Source organism: Clostridium aromativorans, assembly GCF_020908015.1.
Taxonomy (GTDB): Bacteria; Bacillota; Clostridia; order Clostridiales; family Clostridiaceae; genus Clostridium_B; species Clostridium_B aromativorans.
In genome coordinates this window covers 1-17,783 of the sequence record NZ_JAJJPB010000030.1, presented here as the reverse complement: position 1 = coordinate 17,783, position 17,783 = coordinate 1, and the positions used below count along the sequence as shown (strand labels likewise).

Here is a 17,783-nt window from a genome sequence, read left to right as displayed (position 1 = left end):
TGTACTTAGTGGTAAATATAAGGTAAAATTTTAGTAAAGGAGTTGATTGCAGAATGGTTTTTAATAAAAAAATGATAGAGGACATAGATGTAAGTGGAAAGAGAGTGTTAGTAAGATGTGATTTTAATGTTCCACTAAAAGATGGCACAATAACGGATGAAAATAGATTGATTGGAGCTCTTCCAACTATAAAGTATCTGATAAGAAATGGTGCAAAAGTTATACTTTGTTCCCATCTCGGGAAGCCAAAGGGGGAACCAAAGCCTGAATTGTCGCTGGAACCAGTTGCAAAAAGGCTTTCAGAAATGCTCAAAAAACAAGTTATATTTGCAGCGGATGACAATGTAGTGGGAGAAAACGCAAAATATGCCGTCCAGGATATGAAAAGTGGAGATGTAGTATTGTTACAAAATACACGATACAGAATAGAGGAAACCAAAAATGAAGATAATTTTTCTAAAGAGCTGGCATCTCTTGCCGAAATCTTTGTGAATGATGCTTTTGGAACGGCTCATAGAGCTCATTGCTCCACAGTTGGGGTTACTAAATTTTTGAATACAGCCGTATGCGGTTATCTTATTCAAAAGGAACTTAAATTCTTGGGAAATGCAGTTGAAAATCCAACCAGACCCTTCGTTGCAATACTGGGCGGGGCTAAAATTTCAGATAAGATAAATGTAATAAATAATTTACTTGAAAAAGTGGATACCCTTATAATAGGTGGAGGTATGAGTTATACTTTTGCCAAAGCTCAGGGATATACTATAGGAAATTCCATGGTGGAAGAGGATAAAATAGAATATGCTGGAGAAATGATAGATAAAGCAAGGGTTAAAAAAGTAAAGTTACTTTTACCTGTAGACAATGTAGCGGCAGATAAGTTCGATGCAAATGCGAAACCCATTGTTACAGAAACGGAAAATATAGAGGAAGGGTATATGGGGTTGGATATTGGACCTAAAACATGTAAATTGTATGAAAATGCAATAGCAGATGCTAAAACTATAGTTTGGAATGGGCCTATGGGGGTGTTTGAATTTAAGAATTTTGCCAATGGTACCTTTGCCGTAGCTAAAGCCATGGCAGAATCAAATGCTACTACAATTATAGGTGGTGGAGACAGTGCAGCAGCTGTTAATCAATTTGGGTTTGGCAGCAGGATGACACATATATCTACTGGCGGCGGTGCTTCTCTGGAATTTTTGGAAGGGAAGGAATTGCCTGGAATAGCAGCACTTAATGATAAATAACAATGAGCGGGGATTAGAATTAAAGCTTAGTATATTTAATATTTGAACTTTGATTAAAAAGAGGAGGGTTTGATATAAATGAGAAAACCAATAATAGCTGGAAATTGGAAAATGAATAAAACCTTAGATGAGGCGTTGAAGTTGGTAGAGGAATTGAAACCTCTTGTAAAGAATGCAAAATGTGATGTAGTGATATGTCCTCCGTATGTTTGTTTAAGTGAAGTAATAAAGGCAGTAAAAGGAACTAATATAAAGGTTGGGGCACAGAATATGCACTACGAGGAAAGCGGTGCCTATACCGGTGAAGTATCTCCACATATGCTTAGATCCATTGGGGTAGATTATGTTATAATTGGGCATAGTGAGAGAAGACAATATTTTGCTGAAACGGATAAGAGTATTAACAAAAAAATTAAAAAGGCCTTTGAGTATGATATGATTCCAATAGTCTGCTGTGGAGAGACATTGGATGAGAGAGAATTGAATATTACCCATGAAGTTTTGGGGAAGCAAGTAAAATTAGATCTGGCAGGTATTGAAAATGAAAAAATTGAAAAGCTGGTAGTTGCTTATGAACCCATATGGGCTATAGGAACAGGCAGAACGGCAACGGATGAACAGGCAAATGAAACCATAGGCTATATAAGAAGTGTAATAGCTTCAATGTATGGAAAAGAAACTGCGGAAAAAATAAGAATTCAATATGGTGGTTCTGTGAAACCATATACGATAAAAGCACAGATGGCACAGCCTGAGATAGATGGGGCCTTAGTTGGAGGAGCAAGCTTAAAATCAGCTGATTTTTCAGCGATAGTAAATTATTGAAAAAATTTATTTGAGCTCTTTTAAAAGTTTTGGAGGTAAAAATGAAAAAAAATCCAGTAATACTTATAATATTAGATGGTTTTGGAATTTCTGAAAAAAAAGAAGGAAATGCAGTCAGAGCAGCGTATAAACCTAATTTTGATAAATATATTAAACAATATCCTCATACTGAGTTGTCAGCAAGTGGATTGAGTGTGGGATTGCCGGAGGGTCAGATGGGCAATTCAGAAGTAGGACATTTGAATATAGGTGCGGGGAGAATAGTATATCAGGATTTATCCAGAATTACAAAATCTATAGAAGATGGAAGTTTTTTTGATAATAAATCTTTAAATAAAGCCATGGATAATGTTATTGAAAACAATTCAGATCTTCATCTGCTGGGACTTGTATCAACTGGAGGAGTACATTCTCATATGGATCATCTAAAGGGACTTCTGCAGCTTGCCAAGAGAAGGGGTATTAATAGAGTATATATTCATGCTTTTACAGATGGAAGAGATGTTCCGCCATCTTCAGCTGCCAGCTATATAAGAGATATAAGTCAATATATGGATGACATTGGAGTGGGTAAAATAGCGACAGTATCAGGTAGATATTATGCTATGGATAGAGATAAGAGATGGGAAAGGGTAAAATTGGCATACAATGCACTGGTGTATGGCAAAGGGAATAAAGCTAATAGTGCATTGGAAGCTATAGAGAATTCTTATGAAAATGGCAAGACGGATGAATTTATAGTTCCAGCTGTGATCGAGACGAAGGGAGTTCCTGTAACCACTATAAAGAATGGAGATTCTGTGATATTTTTCAACTTCAGACCGGATAGGGCAAGACAGCTTACAAGAGCCATAAATGATAATACTTTCGATGGCTTCAAAAGAGATAGACTCAATCTGGAATTTGTAACCATGACTGATTATGATGCTACTATAGAAAATGTAGATGCAGCTTTCCAGAATGAATATTACAAAAACACTCTGGGAGAATATGTGAGTAATATGGGAAAAAATCAATTGAGAATAGCGGAAACCGAAAAGTATGCACATGTTACTTTCTTTTTCAATGGAGGAGTTGAAGTGCCAAATAGGAATGAAGACAGGGTGCTTATACCTTCACCTAAAGTTGCCACTTATGATTTAAAGCCTGAAATGAGTGCTAGAGAAGTTACAGCTCAATTATTAGATAGATTAGATATGGATAAATACGATATGATAATATTGAATTTTGCAAATCCAGATATGGTAGGGCATACAGGAGTTTTTGAGGCGGCTAAAGCGGCCATAGAAGCGGTAGATGAATGTCTGGGCAAAATTGTGAATAAAGTATTAGAGAAAGATGGAACTGTATTTATAACTGCAGATCATGGGAATTCTGAACAGATGATAGATTATTCTACACAAAAGCCTATGACAGCTCATACCACTAATAAGGTACCGTTTGTATATATATCAAAAAATACAAATCCCTTAAGGAAAGATGGCATATTAGCTGATATTGCACCTACGATGCTAGAAATTATGGGACTTGAAAAACCTGAAGAAATGACAGGTAAAAGTCTTATTTTGAAATAATATGTTTATTTGAAAGGAGTTGAGAAGGCCATTATTTTTCATAATGGCTGGTGTTTATGAAAAATTATATAGAAATAGTGGATGTAACGGCAAGACAAATACTTGATTCAAGATCAAATCCTACTGTAGAAGTAGAAGTTGTACTGGAGGATGGCACTATGGGAAAAGCAGCAGTACCGTCTGGGGCATCTACAGGAGAGTTTGAAGCTGTAGAACTCAGGGATGGAGAGACTGAGAAGTACAAAGGGAAAGGTGTACTAAAAGCTGTAGATAATGTGAACAATTACATAGCAGAAGAACTTATAGGGATGAATTCATTTGATCAGGTGTTGATAGATAAAACAATGATAGAATTGGACGGAACTGATAATAAAGGGAAATTAGGGGCCAATGCCATGCTTGGCGTATCTCTTGCATGTGCGAGAGCTGCAGCTGAATATTTGGGATTAAGTCTTTATCAATATATAGGAGGGGTAAATGCAAAAGTTCTTCCTGTACCGATGATGAATATATTAAATGGAGGGAAACATGCAGATAACAATGTAGACCTTCAGGAGTTCATGATAATGCCTGCAGGGGCACCAAGTTTTAGTGAGGCTCTTAGAATGGGTTCAGAAGTTTATCATACGTTAAAATCCATATTAAAATCCAAAGGGTATGACACCGGGGTAGGTGATGAGGGTGGATTTGCTCCAAATTTAAAATCCAATGAAGAGGCAATACAAGTTATAGTTGAGGCCATAGAAAAAGCTGGATACAAGCCGGGAAAAGATATATATATAGCATTGGACCCTGCTTCATCTGAATTCTATGAAGATGGAAAATATAATCTAAAAAGCGAGGGAAAAGTTTTAACTCCTGAAGAAATGGTGAATTTCTATGTTGAAATTACGGAAAAATATCCTGTGATTTCACTGGAGGATGGAATGGCTGAAGAAGATTGGGAAGGATGGGCAATGCTTACTGAAAAATTGGGAAATAAAATACAATTAGTGGGTGATGACCTTTTTGTAACAAATACTAAGAGGTTGAAAAAGGGCATATCTAAAAAGGTTGCAAATTCTATACTTATAAAATTAAATCAAATAGGAACCCTTACAGAAACATTAAATGCCATAGAAATGGCAGAAAGAGCCGGTTATACTGCAGTGGTATCCCATAGATCCGGTGAAACAGAGGATACAACTATTGCGGATCTGGTGGTAGCAGTAAATGCAGGTCAGATAAAAACCGGGGCTCCAGCCAGAAGCGAGAGGGTGGCAAAATACAATCAACTTTTAAGAATAGAAGAGGAATTAGGAGAAGCAGCTGAGTATAGAGGATTGGATGCACTTTATAGTATCAGGTAATTTTTAGGGACGGTGGAGTTTGATTATAAGTGCCTGGACTTCACCGTTTAAGTTTTATAAGAGATTTTATAAATTGAAATTAGTATTTATATATGTTAATATTAATTATATGTAGATTCAGGAAGATAATACTTTGCATGTAGTGGCAGGAGGTGAAGGGCCATGAATATTTTTTTAATGATTTTACAATTGATAATAGGAATTATGCTTGTGGCAGTAGTTCTTATGCAGCCAGGAAAAACCAATGGACTAAGTGGTTTCATATCTGGAGGTGTAGCTGAAAGCTTTTATTCAAGAAATAAGTCCAGGACATCAGAAGCCATGCTGTCCAGATTAACTGTTTTTTTGGCTATAGTATTTGCAGTTATATGTATAATTCAAAATTTAATGAAATAGCTATATTTGGAAGGAGTTTATATGAATAGAGTATGATTTACTCTATTTATTTTTTATAGAGATTTAAATACATTTGTTCTTAATATTGAATATTTTTTTCCTTTAATGTCAATATAATAAAAGGTGGTGAAAAGATGAATATAAAAGAAGCAATTATAAATTTTATGAAAGAACAAGCATACAAGCCTATGACAGTAAAAGAATTGAGAAAAGTATTTTGTATAAAGAAGAGTGAAATAGAGGATTTTAAAAAAATTATAGATCAGCTGGAAAAGGAAGGATCGGTAATTAGAACACGTACAAATAGATATGGATTACCTGACAAGATGGGGCTTGTTACGGGTAGATTTCAGGGTCACCAAAAGGGGTATGGGTTTGTTATACCGGATAATGAAAGAATGGATGTATTTGTATCTTCTTCTTTCTTGAATGGTGCCATGAATGGAGATAAAGTTGTAGTCAAAGTAATTAAAGAGGAGAATAACGGAAAAAAGTGTGAGGGCGAAATAATAAGAATACTTGAAAGAGCAAATAAGACAATAATAGGTACTTTTGAGGATAGTAAAAATTTCGGCTTTGTTGTCCCGGAGGAAAAGCGTATATGTCAGGATGTATTTATACCTAAAGAGTGTAAAAAAGGTGCAAAAACAGGAGATATAGTGACTGTTCAAGTGACCAAGTGGTCTGATAATAGAAGGAATCCAGAGGGAAAAATAATAGATATTTTAGGCAAAAGAGGAGAAAAGGGAATAGACATATTGACTATAATAAAGAAAAATAATCTTCCAGAAGAATTCCCGGCAAAGGTTTTGTCCTATGCAGAAAATATACCTGTGGAAATACCTGAGAGTGAATATAAAAGAAGAGTTGATCTGAGAAATGTCATTACAGTCACTATAGATGGTGAAGATGCTAAAGATTTAGATGATGCTGTATCTTTAAGAAAGCTTGAAAATGGCAATTATTATCTAGGAGTTCACATAGCTGATGTATCACATTATGTGAATGAAAAAAGTCCTCTGGATAAAGAAGCGTTAAAAAGAGGAAATTCAGTATATCTTATAGACAGAGTTATACCAATGCTTCCACGAAAATTATCCAATGGCATCTGCAGTTTAAATCCTAATGAAGATAGGTTGACTTTAAGCTGTCTTATGGAAATAGATAGAAAAGGAAAAGTATTAAAACATAATATTGTGGAGAGCATAATAAGAAGCAATGAGAGGATGACCTATACAGATGTCACTAAAATACTTAAAAATGAGGATGCAGAAGTTATAAAAAGGTATGATTATCTTGTAGATACATTTAAACTCATGGAAGAACTTTGCAAGATCTTAAATAGAAAAAGAAAGATAAGGGGTGCTATAGACTTTGACTTTGAAGAATGTAAAATAACGCTGGATTCATTGGGAGTACCCGTAAAAATTGAACCCTATGAGAGGGGAATATCAAATAGAATAATAGAAGAATTTATGTTAGTATGTAATGAGACCATAGCAGAGCATATGTTTTGGACTAGTATACCCTTTGTATACAGAATACATGAGGATCCAGATGAGGAAAAATTAATGCGTTTTAACGAATTTGTCCATAATCTGGGTTATGCAGTTAAGTGGGGGCAGGAAATTCATCCTAAGGCTCTTCAGGATATTATAGAAAAAGTAAGGGGGAAGAAGGAGGAAACAGTGGTAAGCACACTGCTGCTTCGTTCTATGAAACAGGCCAGATATTCACCAGAATGTGTAGGCCATTTTGGACTGGCAGCCAGGTATTACTGCCATTTTACTTCACCCATAAGAAGATACCCTGATTTAATTATTCACAGGATAATTAAGGAGTTTATAAATGGGAAGTTAAATGAAATCAGAATAAAAAAGTTAGCTAAAGAAGTTGAGTATGCATCAAGACAGTCTTCTGATACAGAGAGATTGGCTCAAGATGCTGAGAGAGAAGTAGACGATCTTAAAAAGGCAGAGTATATGAGCAAGAGAATCGGCGAAGAATATGATGGTATAGTATCTTCAGTTACTAATTTTGGGATGTTTGTTGAACTTCCAAATACAGTTGAAGGACTGATTCATATTAGCACTTTAGAGGATGATTATTATCTATATGATGAAAAGCATCTGAGCCTCATGGGGGAAAAAACCAGGAATATATACAAATTGGGAGATGAAGTGAAAATTCGTGTGTTAAAAGTGGATATGTTCGCACACGAAATATATTTCGAATTAGTAGGAAGAAACAGTTTAGATAAAAATTGAACACTGAAATAAAAGGGGGATTGTGATATTATCATGCTTAAAAAAAAGTCCAGTAATAAAACTCTTGCTGAAAATAGAAAGGCAAGACATGACTATTTTATTGAAGAGACTATAGAAGCTGGAATAGAATTGGTTGGAACGGAAGTCAAATCTATAAGAGAGGGCAAGTCCAATTTAAAAGATAGCTATGGAGAAATAAGAAATGGAGAAATATTTATAAGGAATATGCACATAAGTCCCTATGATAAAGGAAGTATTTTTAATAAAGATCCTTTAAGAGACAGAAAATTACTTCTTCATAAGAAAGAAATAATGAAATTGGCTGGATACACTACCCAGCAGGGATATACACTTGTTCCATTATCTCTTTACCTTAAACATGGAAGGGTGAAGGTAAATTTAGCAGTTGTAAAGGGGAAGAAAAATTACGACAAAAGAAATGCACTTTTAGAGAAAGCAGCCAAGAGAGATATAGACAGGCAGATGAAACAAAAGTATAGATAGGAGATCAAGTGATTCTCGAGTTCAGGTTAGCTTTTTGTTTTATAAGATATCTGAGGGATACCTTAAATAGAGATTTAGGTGAAAATATTCATATTTAAAGTGAATGGTACAGGAAAAGCTGTGAACTGCTCAGTATCCCTCATTGTACAATATATAACCAACCTAGAGTTTAAGAATTTTTGGGTACGGTTTTCCAGTCGTCTAAAAATCTTTGAATTCCTATATCAGTTAGAGGATGTTTAATCATTTGCATTAAAACTTTATAGGGAACTGTTGCAATGTCTGATCCTGCTTTTGCAGCATTTATAACATGGAGAGGTCCTCTTATGCTGGCTGAGATAATTTTTGTGGTGATATTGTGAAGCTTAAATATGGGAACTATCTCTTCTATGAGTTCAATTCCGTTTATTCCAATGTCATCTAATCTGCCCAAGAAAGGACTTACGTAAGTTGCACCGGCCCTTGCAGCAAGTAATGCCTGGCAGGCAGAGAAAACCAATGTTATGTTGGTCTTTATATCGATTTTTGAAAGAATCTTTACAGCTTTTAAACCTTCAGAGGTCATGGGAATTTTTACTACTATATTCCTGTGTATTTTAGCTAATTCTTTAGCTTCTTCTACCATTTTATCAGCCTCGAGACTTATAACTTCTGCACTTATGGGACCATCTATTATGGTGGTTATTTCTTTTACAACTTCCCTGAAATTTCTACCTTCCCTTGCAATTAAAGAAGGATTTGTAGTAACCCCACAGATTACACCCATTTCATTGGCCTTTCGTATTTCATCTACGTTGGCAGTATCTATAAATAATTTCATATTTTCAAACCTCCTTGAAATCAATGAATAATAGATCTAGAAATCATAATTATCTTCCAATAAATTACTAAGTTCGTTATTATTGAGTACATCTAATTCATCTTCCTTTTCTTTACTATCTGTATCTAGATCAATAATAACACTTCTTTTTTTATTTCTTGATAATTTTCTTTTATTTTTATCCTCTAAAGCCATCTTTATTAAATTTATTGATTCTGTAGGAGTTTCACATCCTCCAAGAATTACTATATTATTTTTCTTATTATATGTTATATATGTACTTCTATAAACTTCAAATAATTTAGTCACTTCATATGGATCATACCCGTCAATTTTTAAATTGATCCCCAAATAATCACAATCATATACATCTGGTTGAACAAACACACTATTTTTTATTGCCAGATCAACAGCAGTTTTAACATCTTTTAACCCATCGTACAATTTTAAAATAAGTCCTGACCCATCTGCTGTATTTATTTTGAATGAATCTTTATTATCAATGGTACCATAGGCATGGATACCTATTATGTTATATGCCAGATCCAAGCTTTCAATTACTTCATTATTAATTTCTTTATACGTGTTCCTTTTATTATTATCTACAAATTTAACGTCATTTATTAAATCCATTATACTATTTATATCATTCCAACATTCCAGTGTATTTTTAAATGCTAACTCGTCTTCTTTTAAACTGGGTAAAATAGCCACTACATTTATTTTAGAATTTGGTAACACTTTTTTTACTATTTGTACAAAGGTTTTTATTGCCCCAGAACCTGTCCCTCCAGCCATAGTTGTAAGTACTACAACCACTTCTGTCAAAGGGTATTTGCTCAATAATGTTCCTATAGCATTAGCATTATCTTTTATCATTTCTTTGGATTTAGATCTGTCTCTTCCTGAACCATCTGTTCCTGGGTACAAATATACATTTTTTGTCATATCTGCATTTTTTAATGGCTTAATATCAAATAAACTGCTATTTATAAATAATCCATTGTATCTTGGATTCCTGTTTAGTAATCCATCTACAATGTTCCCAGCACCTTGACCTAGTGAAACCAATAACATTTTGCCTTTTTCCATAATTAATCACCCTTAGTATATTTTATATATATATTATCGAAAAAAGTCAGAGTAACATTATATTTTTTAAACTAATAATATTTTTTACTTAAGCTTATCTTCTAGTTGCTCGAAAAAAGAAAAAGGGGGATTAATTATTATGGATAATAAAGATAAATATATAGATACACAAAAAGTTGATCATAGAATTCAAAATAAGAAAAGAGGCGAAATACTGTACTATTCTATTGATCAGGTTGCTAATCTGTTGAATGAAAATATTAATAACATAAAATATTATACAAATATATTTGACGATCTTCTAAAAATTCAAATAGTAGATAAAGAATTGCGTTATACTGATGCTGATATCGATAAATTAGAGTTTTTGATAAAATTAAAAAATAGGGGCATGTCTCTTAAAGAAATTCAAGATTATTATAGCAAATTACCTTTGAATGATAATGAAGTTCAGCATCCAGGAAGTAATTTATTATCTGTTGAAGAACTTATTGATTCAATTAAAGAAGAACAACGAATTCAATTTGATAATTTTAAAATTCAGTTAAATGATGATATACAAAAGGTCAATTTATTATATATTAAAAATATTACCTCAGCAATTATTGAGGCTCAAAATAAAAGCCTTGATAAATTCAAACAGGATTTATTTGAGGAAATTAAAGAATATCTAAATTCTAAATTTGATAAAATTGATGAAATTAACTTAGATTTACACAACCAGTTTATTGACAAGATGACAAAATTTATATCTAAAAAAATTGATAGTAAAAATGACGAATTAAAACTTAATTTACAAGATAATTTTAATGGATTTTTTCAATCATGTTTAACTAATAGTGAACATTTAATAAAGGAAGTTAAAGGTTTTAAAAAAGTTATAAAGGATGCGTATTATACTCAATACCAAGTAGAAATGGATAATGCCAATAAAGGATTTTTGAATAAGTTATTTCAAATATTTAAATTCAGATAAAATTTAAAGAGATTAATTTTTTATATTCTTGTCCTAATAAAGAGAAAAATTTTAAACATTTTTAGTAGTATGGCGAAAAAATGTATGTCAAATAGTTTTTAGATATTGATATGTATGGTGGAGGCGAGGAGAATCGAACTCCTGTCCGAAAATGGAAACATTTGAGCATCTCCGAGTGCAGTCCCTAGTTTGACATTCCCTCCTTCAGACGCTTAAGGACAGGCTTCTGAATTCAGTAGCTTCATAATTTCCGTTTCCAGGTCAAAGCTTTGCTGGACTCGGTACCCCGCTGTCGGCGCCAGACACTGGAGCGCGGGAAATCCAGGCTGACGGCTAGCAGACTATGCTGCTAAAGCTAAATTTTCGTTATTATTTGCGTTTAAATTTAATCCCATAGTTTTTTAACGCGGGTCCACAGGTTCCCTCGACTCGCTTCTCAAACACATCTCATCCCCGTCGAAACCATTGCGCCCCCAGGTTATAAGATATATTGCTCTAATACTGCATACAGCAACAAACTGATGCAGTATTAAATTATATCATCTAACCTTCAATAAGTCAACTTAAAAATTTTATATTCATATTAAAAATGATGCAAATATAGTAGTTACCACTAAGCCTATTATAACTGGTATTAGATTTCTTTTGGCAAGTTCAAAGGGATTTACCTTACATATAGCTGCAACAGGTATTACAGCCCAGGGAATTATAGTTCCGCCTCCAACCCATATACCTGCTATTTGGCCCATAGCTGTCAATGTAGATACACCGCCTCCTATTGCTGTGGAAAATAATTTTGCTATAGATCCTACTAGTGGTATACCTGAAAACCCTGAACCGTCCAGTCCCGTTATAGCACCAACCGCAGTTAAAGTACCAGATGCCAGAAGAGGATTGGCAGGCGCTATATTTGAGAAAGCTACTCCCAGGTCATTGACAATGCCGTTAGAGGATGCAGGAAGTACCTTTCCAAATATTTCAGTGAAAGCTGAATCTCCGAGGTAAAAAAAGGCTGCTATAGGAATGACTATACCAAATATTTTGAATCCGAATATAAGGCCGTCTACAATATGAGAGGTGATTTTTTCGAGACATCTTTTACGGTAAGCTATAATTGAAATCAAGCTCAAAATGAACACAGCAGTTCCACCTATTAAAGCTGTTGCATCTCCTCCCTGAAGTTTGAATATATACATAAGTACTATATCCGACAGAAATATAGCTATTGTCAATATGGTCAGTAATTTTCTCAAAAAACGTGGTATGACAATAGTGTTTTTTTCTCTTTCCATTATCATTTCTTCTTTTTGAAAGCTCATGTCTATATTTCCATTTTTCATATCTCTTCTCAGCATATAAAAAGCTGTGATTGTAGTGACTGCTCCCATTATTATGGTTAAAGGTATACTTGCAGATATAACACTGGAAACTTTTATTCCTGCCGCATCAGCTGTGAGTTTTGGAGCTGCTTGTATTATGAAATCACTGGACAGAGCTATACCATGGCCAAATAAGTTCATGGCTACTGCAGCACCTATAGGCGGAAGACCTACTTTTTTAGCTATAGGTAAGAATAATGCTCCTATTAAGGCTACAGCAGGAGATGGCCAGAAAAACCAGGACAGGGCCATCATGATGATGCCTATAATCCAATAGCACATCCAATAGGATTTCATTATTTTTTTAAAGGGAGATACCAGTTCTTTATTTATTCCAACGACAACCATAACGTTGCTCATAGCGGTTATTATAGATATTATAAAAATCGTAGGCATAAGCTCTTTAGTAGCATAGACAAAACTGTTAAAAATCCCCATGACGGATTTAGGTATGGAATTTGTTGCAAATATGCCCAATATGAAAATCCCAATTATGCATATAAGTGATATGTCTCGTTTAAATGCCATGGCTATAATTATTATGAAAATAAAAATTATATAGATGTAGTGTAGGTTTGTCAGTAAAATGTTCATACATGACCTCCGCATAAAATGAGTATATTATCAATTTATGCAGAAAAATTTTTTGGGGTGATTAAAAATTTTTTAATTTGCTAAATATGAATCTTTAATAACATGGTGTTTTAGAATTAAAAGAAAAAGCCACCAGTTAAAAGCTGGTGGAAATTTATTATAAAATGAGTAATAAAGAATAATTCAATATGGTCTTACAACTTTAATTATTTTACAGATAAATTCTTTACAATAGCTTTTTCAAATATTTCAAGACCTGCATTGACCTGCTCGTCAGTCATACAAAGCGGAGCTAATAGTCTGATAACATTTCCATAAGTACCTGCATTTTCAAGTATCAAACCCATTTTAGCTGCATCGCTAATTATTGCACTAACTATTGCTGGATTTGGTGTCTTAGATTTTTTGTCAGTTACGAATTCAATGCCGATCATTGAACCAATACCTCTTACATCTCCAACTACATCGTATTTTTCTTTCCATTGGTTATATCCTTCTGTTATTTTGGAACCTATTTTAAGTGCTTTTCCTGGAAAATCTTCTCTTTCCATGATTTCGATAACTTTTAATGCTGCTGCACAACCAAGTGGGTTTCCGCCATAAGTACCACCTATTGTACCTGATGGTACTCCATCAAATATTTCCTTTCTAGCTGTGATTGCACTCATTGGAACACCGCAGGCTATTGATTTAGCCATTGTGATGATATCTGGTTCGCAACCTGCTTCTTTCCAATAATCTGAAACGAACATTCTTCCCGATCTGGAGAAGCCGCTTTGAACTTCATCAGCTATGAGCATTATCCCATTTTCGTCACATATTTTTCTAACTTCTTTAACCCATTCAATGGGAGCTGGAACAAACCCACCTTCACCTTGTATTGGCTCAACAACTATAGCAGCACAATAATCAGCTGGAGTTAATTCGATAAGTGCATTTTTTAATTTGCCTATATAGTAATCGATGGCATCTGATTCTGTCATTCCTTCTGGTCTTCTATAGAGGTAAGGGAATTCCACTCTGTATATGCCGTCTGGGAAAGGTCCCTGAGCAATAGCATAACTTTTTTTACCAGTCATAGCCATTGTATAGTTTGTTCTTCCGTGGAAGGCACCTGAAAAGACTATTATGTTTGGCCTTTTTGTGAAAGCTTTAGCGATTTTTACAGCGTTTTCATCAGCTTCTGATCCGCTATTGATAAACATGGTATTTCTAACAGTACCTTTTACCGGCACGATTTTATTTAGTTTTTCTGCCAGTGAAACATAACCTTCATGAGTAGTAATGTTAAACATTGCATGACAAAATTTATCAGCTTGTTTCTTGATAGCATCAATAACTTCAGGATTACTGTAACCAAGGTTAGTTACTCCTACCCCGCCAACCCAGTCAAGGAACTTGTTTCCATCTGGATCCTCGAACATTGCACCTTCTGCCCTAGACATAACAGCAGGATAACCGCATTTGATTGCAGCTGCACATGCAGCTGATCTTCTATCTATAATAGCCTGCCCCTTAGGTCCAGGGAGTGTTTTAGTGATAATTTTTGGTAGTTCATTTGATAATTTCATTTTTTAGACTCTCCTTAAAAATTTATATACTTTTACTTTTAATTTTGCATCTGATGATAAGAAATTATTGTAGGTAATAAAAATGTCTACTAAAAAAGAGAAATATAAGTATGGTTAAATTTTAAATGTGAATGCATTCACTAATGTTTATGAGCAAAAAGAATGCCAAAAAAGGAAAAGTCTAAATATTTAGGCTTTTGTAGTAATTAAAGAATTTAAGATCACGAAAAATTGATATCTTAAGAAAATAAAATTCAATTATGAATAAAAATTTTATTGCCTTCAGCGAATTGGGAATGAGCCACAAATATTTAATCAATTATTTAATCAATCTATTCATTTATGAAAATGAATATTCATTTGTGAATAAATTTTATTAAAATTTATTAAATCATAAAATGAAATTCACATTATAATATTGAGATATTAAGTAAACCTGGTATTTTAATGCAGTATTTACAGGAATGGCATAATAATTGCTTAAAATAATAGTACACTCTATTTGGAGGGCAAAATATATAATATAATGAAAAATCTCTATAGTTTAATCATTTCGCATCTCATAAAAATAAATTTCCTTGATATTACAGAATTGGTTTTCCAAATTGGTTATATTTCAATATATAAGAATACTGATATAATAGAATTACGATAGAAAATAGATAATTTATAGATATTTTGAAAGTAAATGTAAAAAAGTACATATAAATACTTATTCTTTATAAAAGGATCAATTATGGGGGGATTCACATTGGATAATTCAATAGATTCGAGTTCCATTCCGGCAGTACTTTATAAAGTTACGGAGCAGCGAATAATTCCTAATAAGAAAGCATGTAGGATACTGAAGGATAATTTATCTATTGAAAAAAATCTAAAAAATATACTTAGGTATTCTTCAAAGAAAGAGTTTACGGAATACTTAAAAAATATTTATATAATTGGAGAAAATGAAAATTTAATATCTGTTTATTTTTTACCATTTGATAAATTAGACGGTTATGAAATAGCTATTCTTCAGGATATTAGCATGTCTTTAATTGAAACTATAAAAACTAAAAGTGATAATGTGATGAATCTTGTGGAAGATGATAATGAGGACATTATTGTAACTGACGGGGAGGGTGTTATTTTAAATATCAGTAATTTTTTCGAGAAATTTTATGATATAAAAAAACAGGATCTATTAGGGAGAAATGTATTTGAGTTGGAAAAATTACGTGTGTTTTATCCTTCAGCTACTGTAAAGGTTTTAAGAACAAAGCAAAAAATTACAATGCTTCAAAAAAATAAGTTAAATAATGAAATTTTAGTTACTGCTATTCCTATAAAGGATGCTAATGGCTGTATAGTAAAGGTAGTCTGTTTTTCCTATTATGTGCAAACATTTGTAGAGATAAAAAAACAGTTTGAAGTTTTAGAAAGAAATGGTAAAGTTTATACTAAAAAATTGAGGCATTTAGTTGATAAAGGAATAAATCCTAATCTTATGATGGGTAAAAATAAAGAGATGAAAAAGATATTTAATCTTATTACTAAAGTTGCAGATTTTGATGTAAATTTTTTAATTACTGGAGAAACTGGTGTGGGAAAAAGTTATTTTGCAAAGTTAATTCATAGTTTAAGTAAAAGGTCAAAAAGACAGTTTATAGAGCTAAATTGTGGTGCTATACCAGAACATCTTTTGGAGTCTGAGCTATTTGGATATGAAGGAGGAGCTTTTACAGGGGCTAGAAAAGAAGGAAAGTTAGGGTTGATAGAATTGTCTGATAATGGAACCCTTTTTTTGGATGAGATAGGTGATCTTCCTTTAAATTTGCAAGTGAAATTACTTAAAGTTATTCAGGATAAAACTTTTAATAGAATAGGGGGAACTAAAATTATTAAAGTAAATTTTCGCCTTATAACAGCAACAAACCAGGATTTAAGAAAATTAATCAAGGAAAAAAAATTTAGGGAAGATTTGTTTTATAGATTAAACGTAGTCAGTATTAATATTCCACCTCTTAGAGAGAGAAAAGAGGATATACCGGATATGATTTCGTATTTTGTGAGAAAAATTAATGAAAAATATGGTTTAAATAAAAGCTTTAATCCAGAAGCTGTTGATATGCTGATTAACTGCAAATGGCCGGGTAACATAAGAGAACTGGAAAATACTATTGAGAGGATTTTATTGTTGTCAGATGATGATATCATTAACAAGAGATTTTTAGAAGACAATGTGAAAAATAAATATGAAAAAGATTCTAATACTAAAAATGTTTCTCTAAAAGAACAATTGAATAATTATGAAGGAAAATTAATTTTGAAAGCCCTTGAAAAATATAAAACGACTGTAAAAGTAGGACAAGTATTGGGCATTAGTCAGGCTACAGCTGCGAGGAAGATAAAAAAGTATACCCACAGCTATTCATAAATGAATATATTAAATTATAAATGAATAAATTTGTATACATTGGTTGGGAGGAGATGATGATAGGATTAAAGCTATTCGTAAATGAATTATGAAACTATGTAAGAATATATTTGTATACTGTAGTATAAATGATTTTTGTAGTTTATACATATTTGGAATATATCTTGCTAAACGTTAATGTATGGATGCATTCACTATGTAACTATTTTAATAAAATATGTATTTTTAAGCAGCAAGCGTTCTGATAAATTAAATGACGATAATTAATGAGGAGGATATTTAAAACATGTCAGACAAAGAGATAAGAGATTATATTGACACGGTAAAAGAGGCAAGGGATTATATTAGCAGGGTATTGGAAAAGGTGAGGAAAAGAGATAAGGATGAGCCTGAATTCCTACAAACAGTAGAAGAAGTTTTAGGATCCATAGGACCAGTATTTGAGAAGCATCCTGAATATATGGAACAAAATCTTTTGGAAAGATTCTGTGAACCTGAAAGACAGATAGTTTTTAGAGTTCCCTGGGTAGATGACAATGGCAAGGTACAGGTCAACAGGGGATTTAGAGTCCAATTTAACGGCTGCATAGGACCATATAAGGGAGGACTTAGATTTCACTCATCTGTTTATATAGGCATTATTAAATTTTTAGGATTCGAACAAATACTCAAAAATTCACTTACAGGCCTTCCAATAGGTGGAGCTAAGGGTGGTTCTGACTTTGATCCAAGAGGTAAATCCGATAATGAAGTAAGAAGATTCTGCG

Annotated in this window: 14 protein-coding genes and 1 other RNA gene; 10 read left to right on the top strand and 5 right to left on the bottom strand. The window is 33.1% G+C overall.

Going from position 1 to position 17,783, the window contains the following annotated elements:
- Positions 1-53 precede the first annotated feature (53 nt).
- The 7 genes from LN736_RS16180 (at position 54) to smpB (ending at position 8,165) form a co-directional block, all read left to right on the top strand.
- Positions 54-1,250: a phosphoglycerate kinase gene (locus tag LN736_RS16180; RefSeq protein WP_229981993.1), complete on the top strand. Its 1,197-nt coding sequence runs from the start codon at positions 54-56 to the stop codon at positions 1,248-1,250.
- Positions 1,251-1,328: 78 nt separating this feature from the next.
- The gene (gene tpiA, locus LN736_RS16175) at positions 1,329-2,075 is read left to right on the top strand and encodes a triose-phosphate isomerase (protein ID WP_179978398.1); all 747 of its coding nucleotides are present in this window, start codon (positions 1,329-1,331) and stop codon (positions 2,073-2,075) included.
- Positions 2,076-2,116: 41 nt separating this feature from the next.
- A complete protein-coding gene (gene gpmI / locus LN736_RS16170) occupies positions 2,117-3,649 on the top strand; it encodes a 2,3-bisphosphoglycerate-independent phosphoglycerate mutase (protein ID WP_150356226.1) in 1,533 nt (510 codons plus the stop codon).
- 56 nt (positions 3,650-3,705) lie between these two features.
- Positions 3,706-4,998: a phosphopyruvate hydratase gene (gene eno / locus LN736_RS16165; protein ID WP_229981992.1), complete on the top strand. Its 1,293-nt coding sequence runs from the start codon at positions 3,706-3,708 to the stop codon at positions 4,996-4,998.
- 162 nt (positions 4,999-5,160) lie between these two features.
- Positions 5,161-5,394 carry a preprotein translocase subunit SecG gene (gene secG, locus LN736_RS16160; protein WP_150356224.1) on the top strand — a complete coding sequence of 78 codons (234 nt, stop codon included), beginning with the start codon at positions 5,161-5,163 and terminating at the stop codon, positions 5,392-5,394.
- A 134-nt stretch (positions 5,395-5,528) separates the two neighbouring features.
- The gene (gene rnr / locus LN736_RS16155) at positions 5,529-7,661 is read left to right on the top strand and encodes a ribonuclease R (RefSeq protein WP_229981991.1); all 2,133 of its coding nucleotides are present in this window, start codon (positions 5,529-5,531) and stop codon (positions 7,659-7,661) included.
- Between the two features lie 33 nt (positions 7,662-7,694).
- Complete coding sequence (smpB, locus tag LN736_RS16150; RefSeq protein WP_150356222.1) at positions 7,695-8,165, top strand: SsrA-binding protein SmpB; 471 nt, start codon at positions 7,695-7,697, stop codon at positions 8,163-8,165.
- Positions 8,166-8,334: 169 nt separating this feature from the next.
- Here the strand turns inward: smpB and fsa are convergent, their stop codons facing one another.
- Together fsa and LN736_RS16140 are read right to left on the bottom strand one after the other, a co-directional pair.
- A complete protein-coding gene (gene fsa / locus LN736_RS16145) occupies positions 8,335-8,985 on the bottom strand; it encodes a fructose-6-phosphate aldolase (RefSeq protein ID WP_229981990.1) in 651 nt (216 codons plus the stop codon).
- A 36-nt stretch (positions 8,986-9,021) separates the two neighbouring features.
- Positions 9,022-10,077 (bottom strand): FtsZ/tubulin family protein, encoded by a 1,056-nt coding sequence (locus tag LN736_RS16140; protein WP_229981989.1) that lies wholly within the window; start codon positions 10,075-10,077, stop codon positions 9,022-9,024.
- A 139-nt stretch (positions 10,078-10,216) separates the two neighbouring features.
- On the opposite strand from LN736_RS16140, the gene LN736_RS16135 reads away from it, so the two are divergent.
- Entirely contained in the window at positions 10,217-11,053 is an 837-nt protein-coding gene (locus LN736_RS16135; RefSeq protein ID WP_150356219.1) for a MerR family transcriptional regulator, read from the top strand.
- A 115-nt stretch (positions 11,054-11,168) separates the two neighbouring features.
- Here LN736_RS16135 and ssrA read toward each other — a convergent pair.
- The 3 genes from ssrA to LN736_RS16120 form a co-directional block, all read right to left on the bottom strand.
- Positions 11,169-11,528, bottom strand: a transfer-messenger RNA (tmRNA) gene (ssrA, locus tag LN736_RS16130).
- Positions 11,529-11,631: 103 nt separating this feature from the next.
- Positions 11,632-13,026, bottom strand: a complete 1,395-nt coding sequence (locus tag LN736_RS16125) for a hypothetical protein (RefSeq protein ID WP_150356218.1) — start codon at positions 13,024-13,026, stop codon at positions 11,632-11,634.
- 206 nt (positions 13,027-13,232) lie between these two features.
- Complete coding sequence (locus LN736_RS16120; RefSeq protein WP_229981988.1) at positions 13,233-14,597, bottom strand: aspartate aminotransferase family protein; 1,365 nt, start codon at positions 14,595-14,597, stop codon at positions 13,233-13,235.
- A gap of 751 nt (positions 14,598-15,348) precedes the next feature.
- Between LN736_RS16120 and LN736_RS16115 the strand changes: the two genes are divergently transcribed.
- A complete protein-coding gene (locus tag LN736_RS16115; RefSeq protein WP_229981987.1) occupies positions 15,349-17,016 on the top strand; it encodes a sigma-54 interaction domain-containing protein in 1,668 nt (555 codons plus the stop codon).
- A gap of 286 nt (positions 17,017-17,302) precedes the next feature.
- Positions 17,303-17,783, top strand: a 481-nt coding sequence (locus LN736_RS16110) for a Glu/Leu/Phe/Val dehydrogenase dimerization domain-containing protein (RefSeq protein ID WP_326839094.1), incomplete at its 3' end; no start/stop codon positions are given.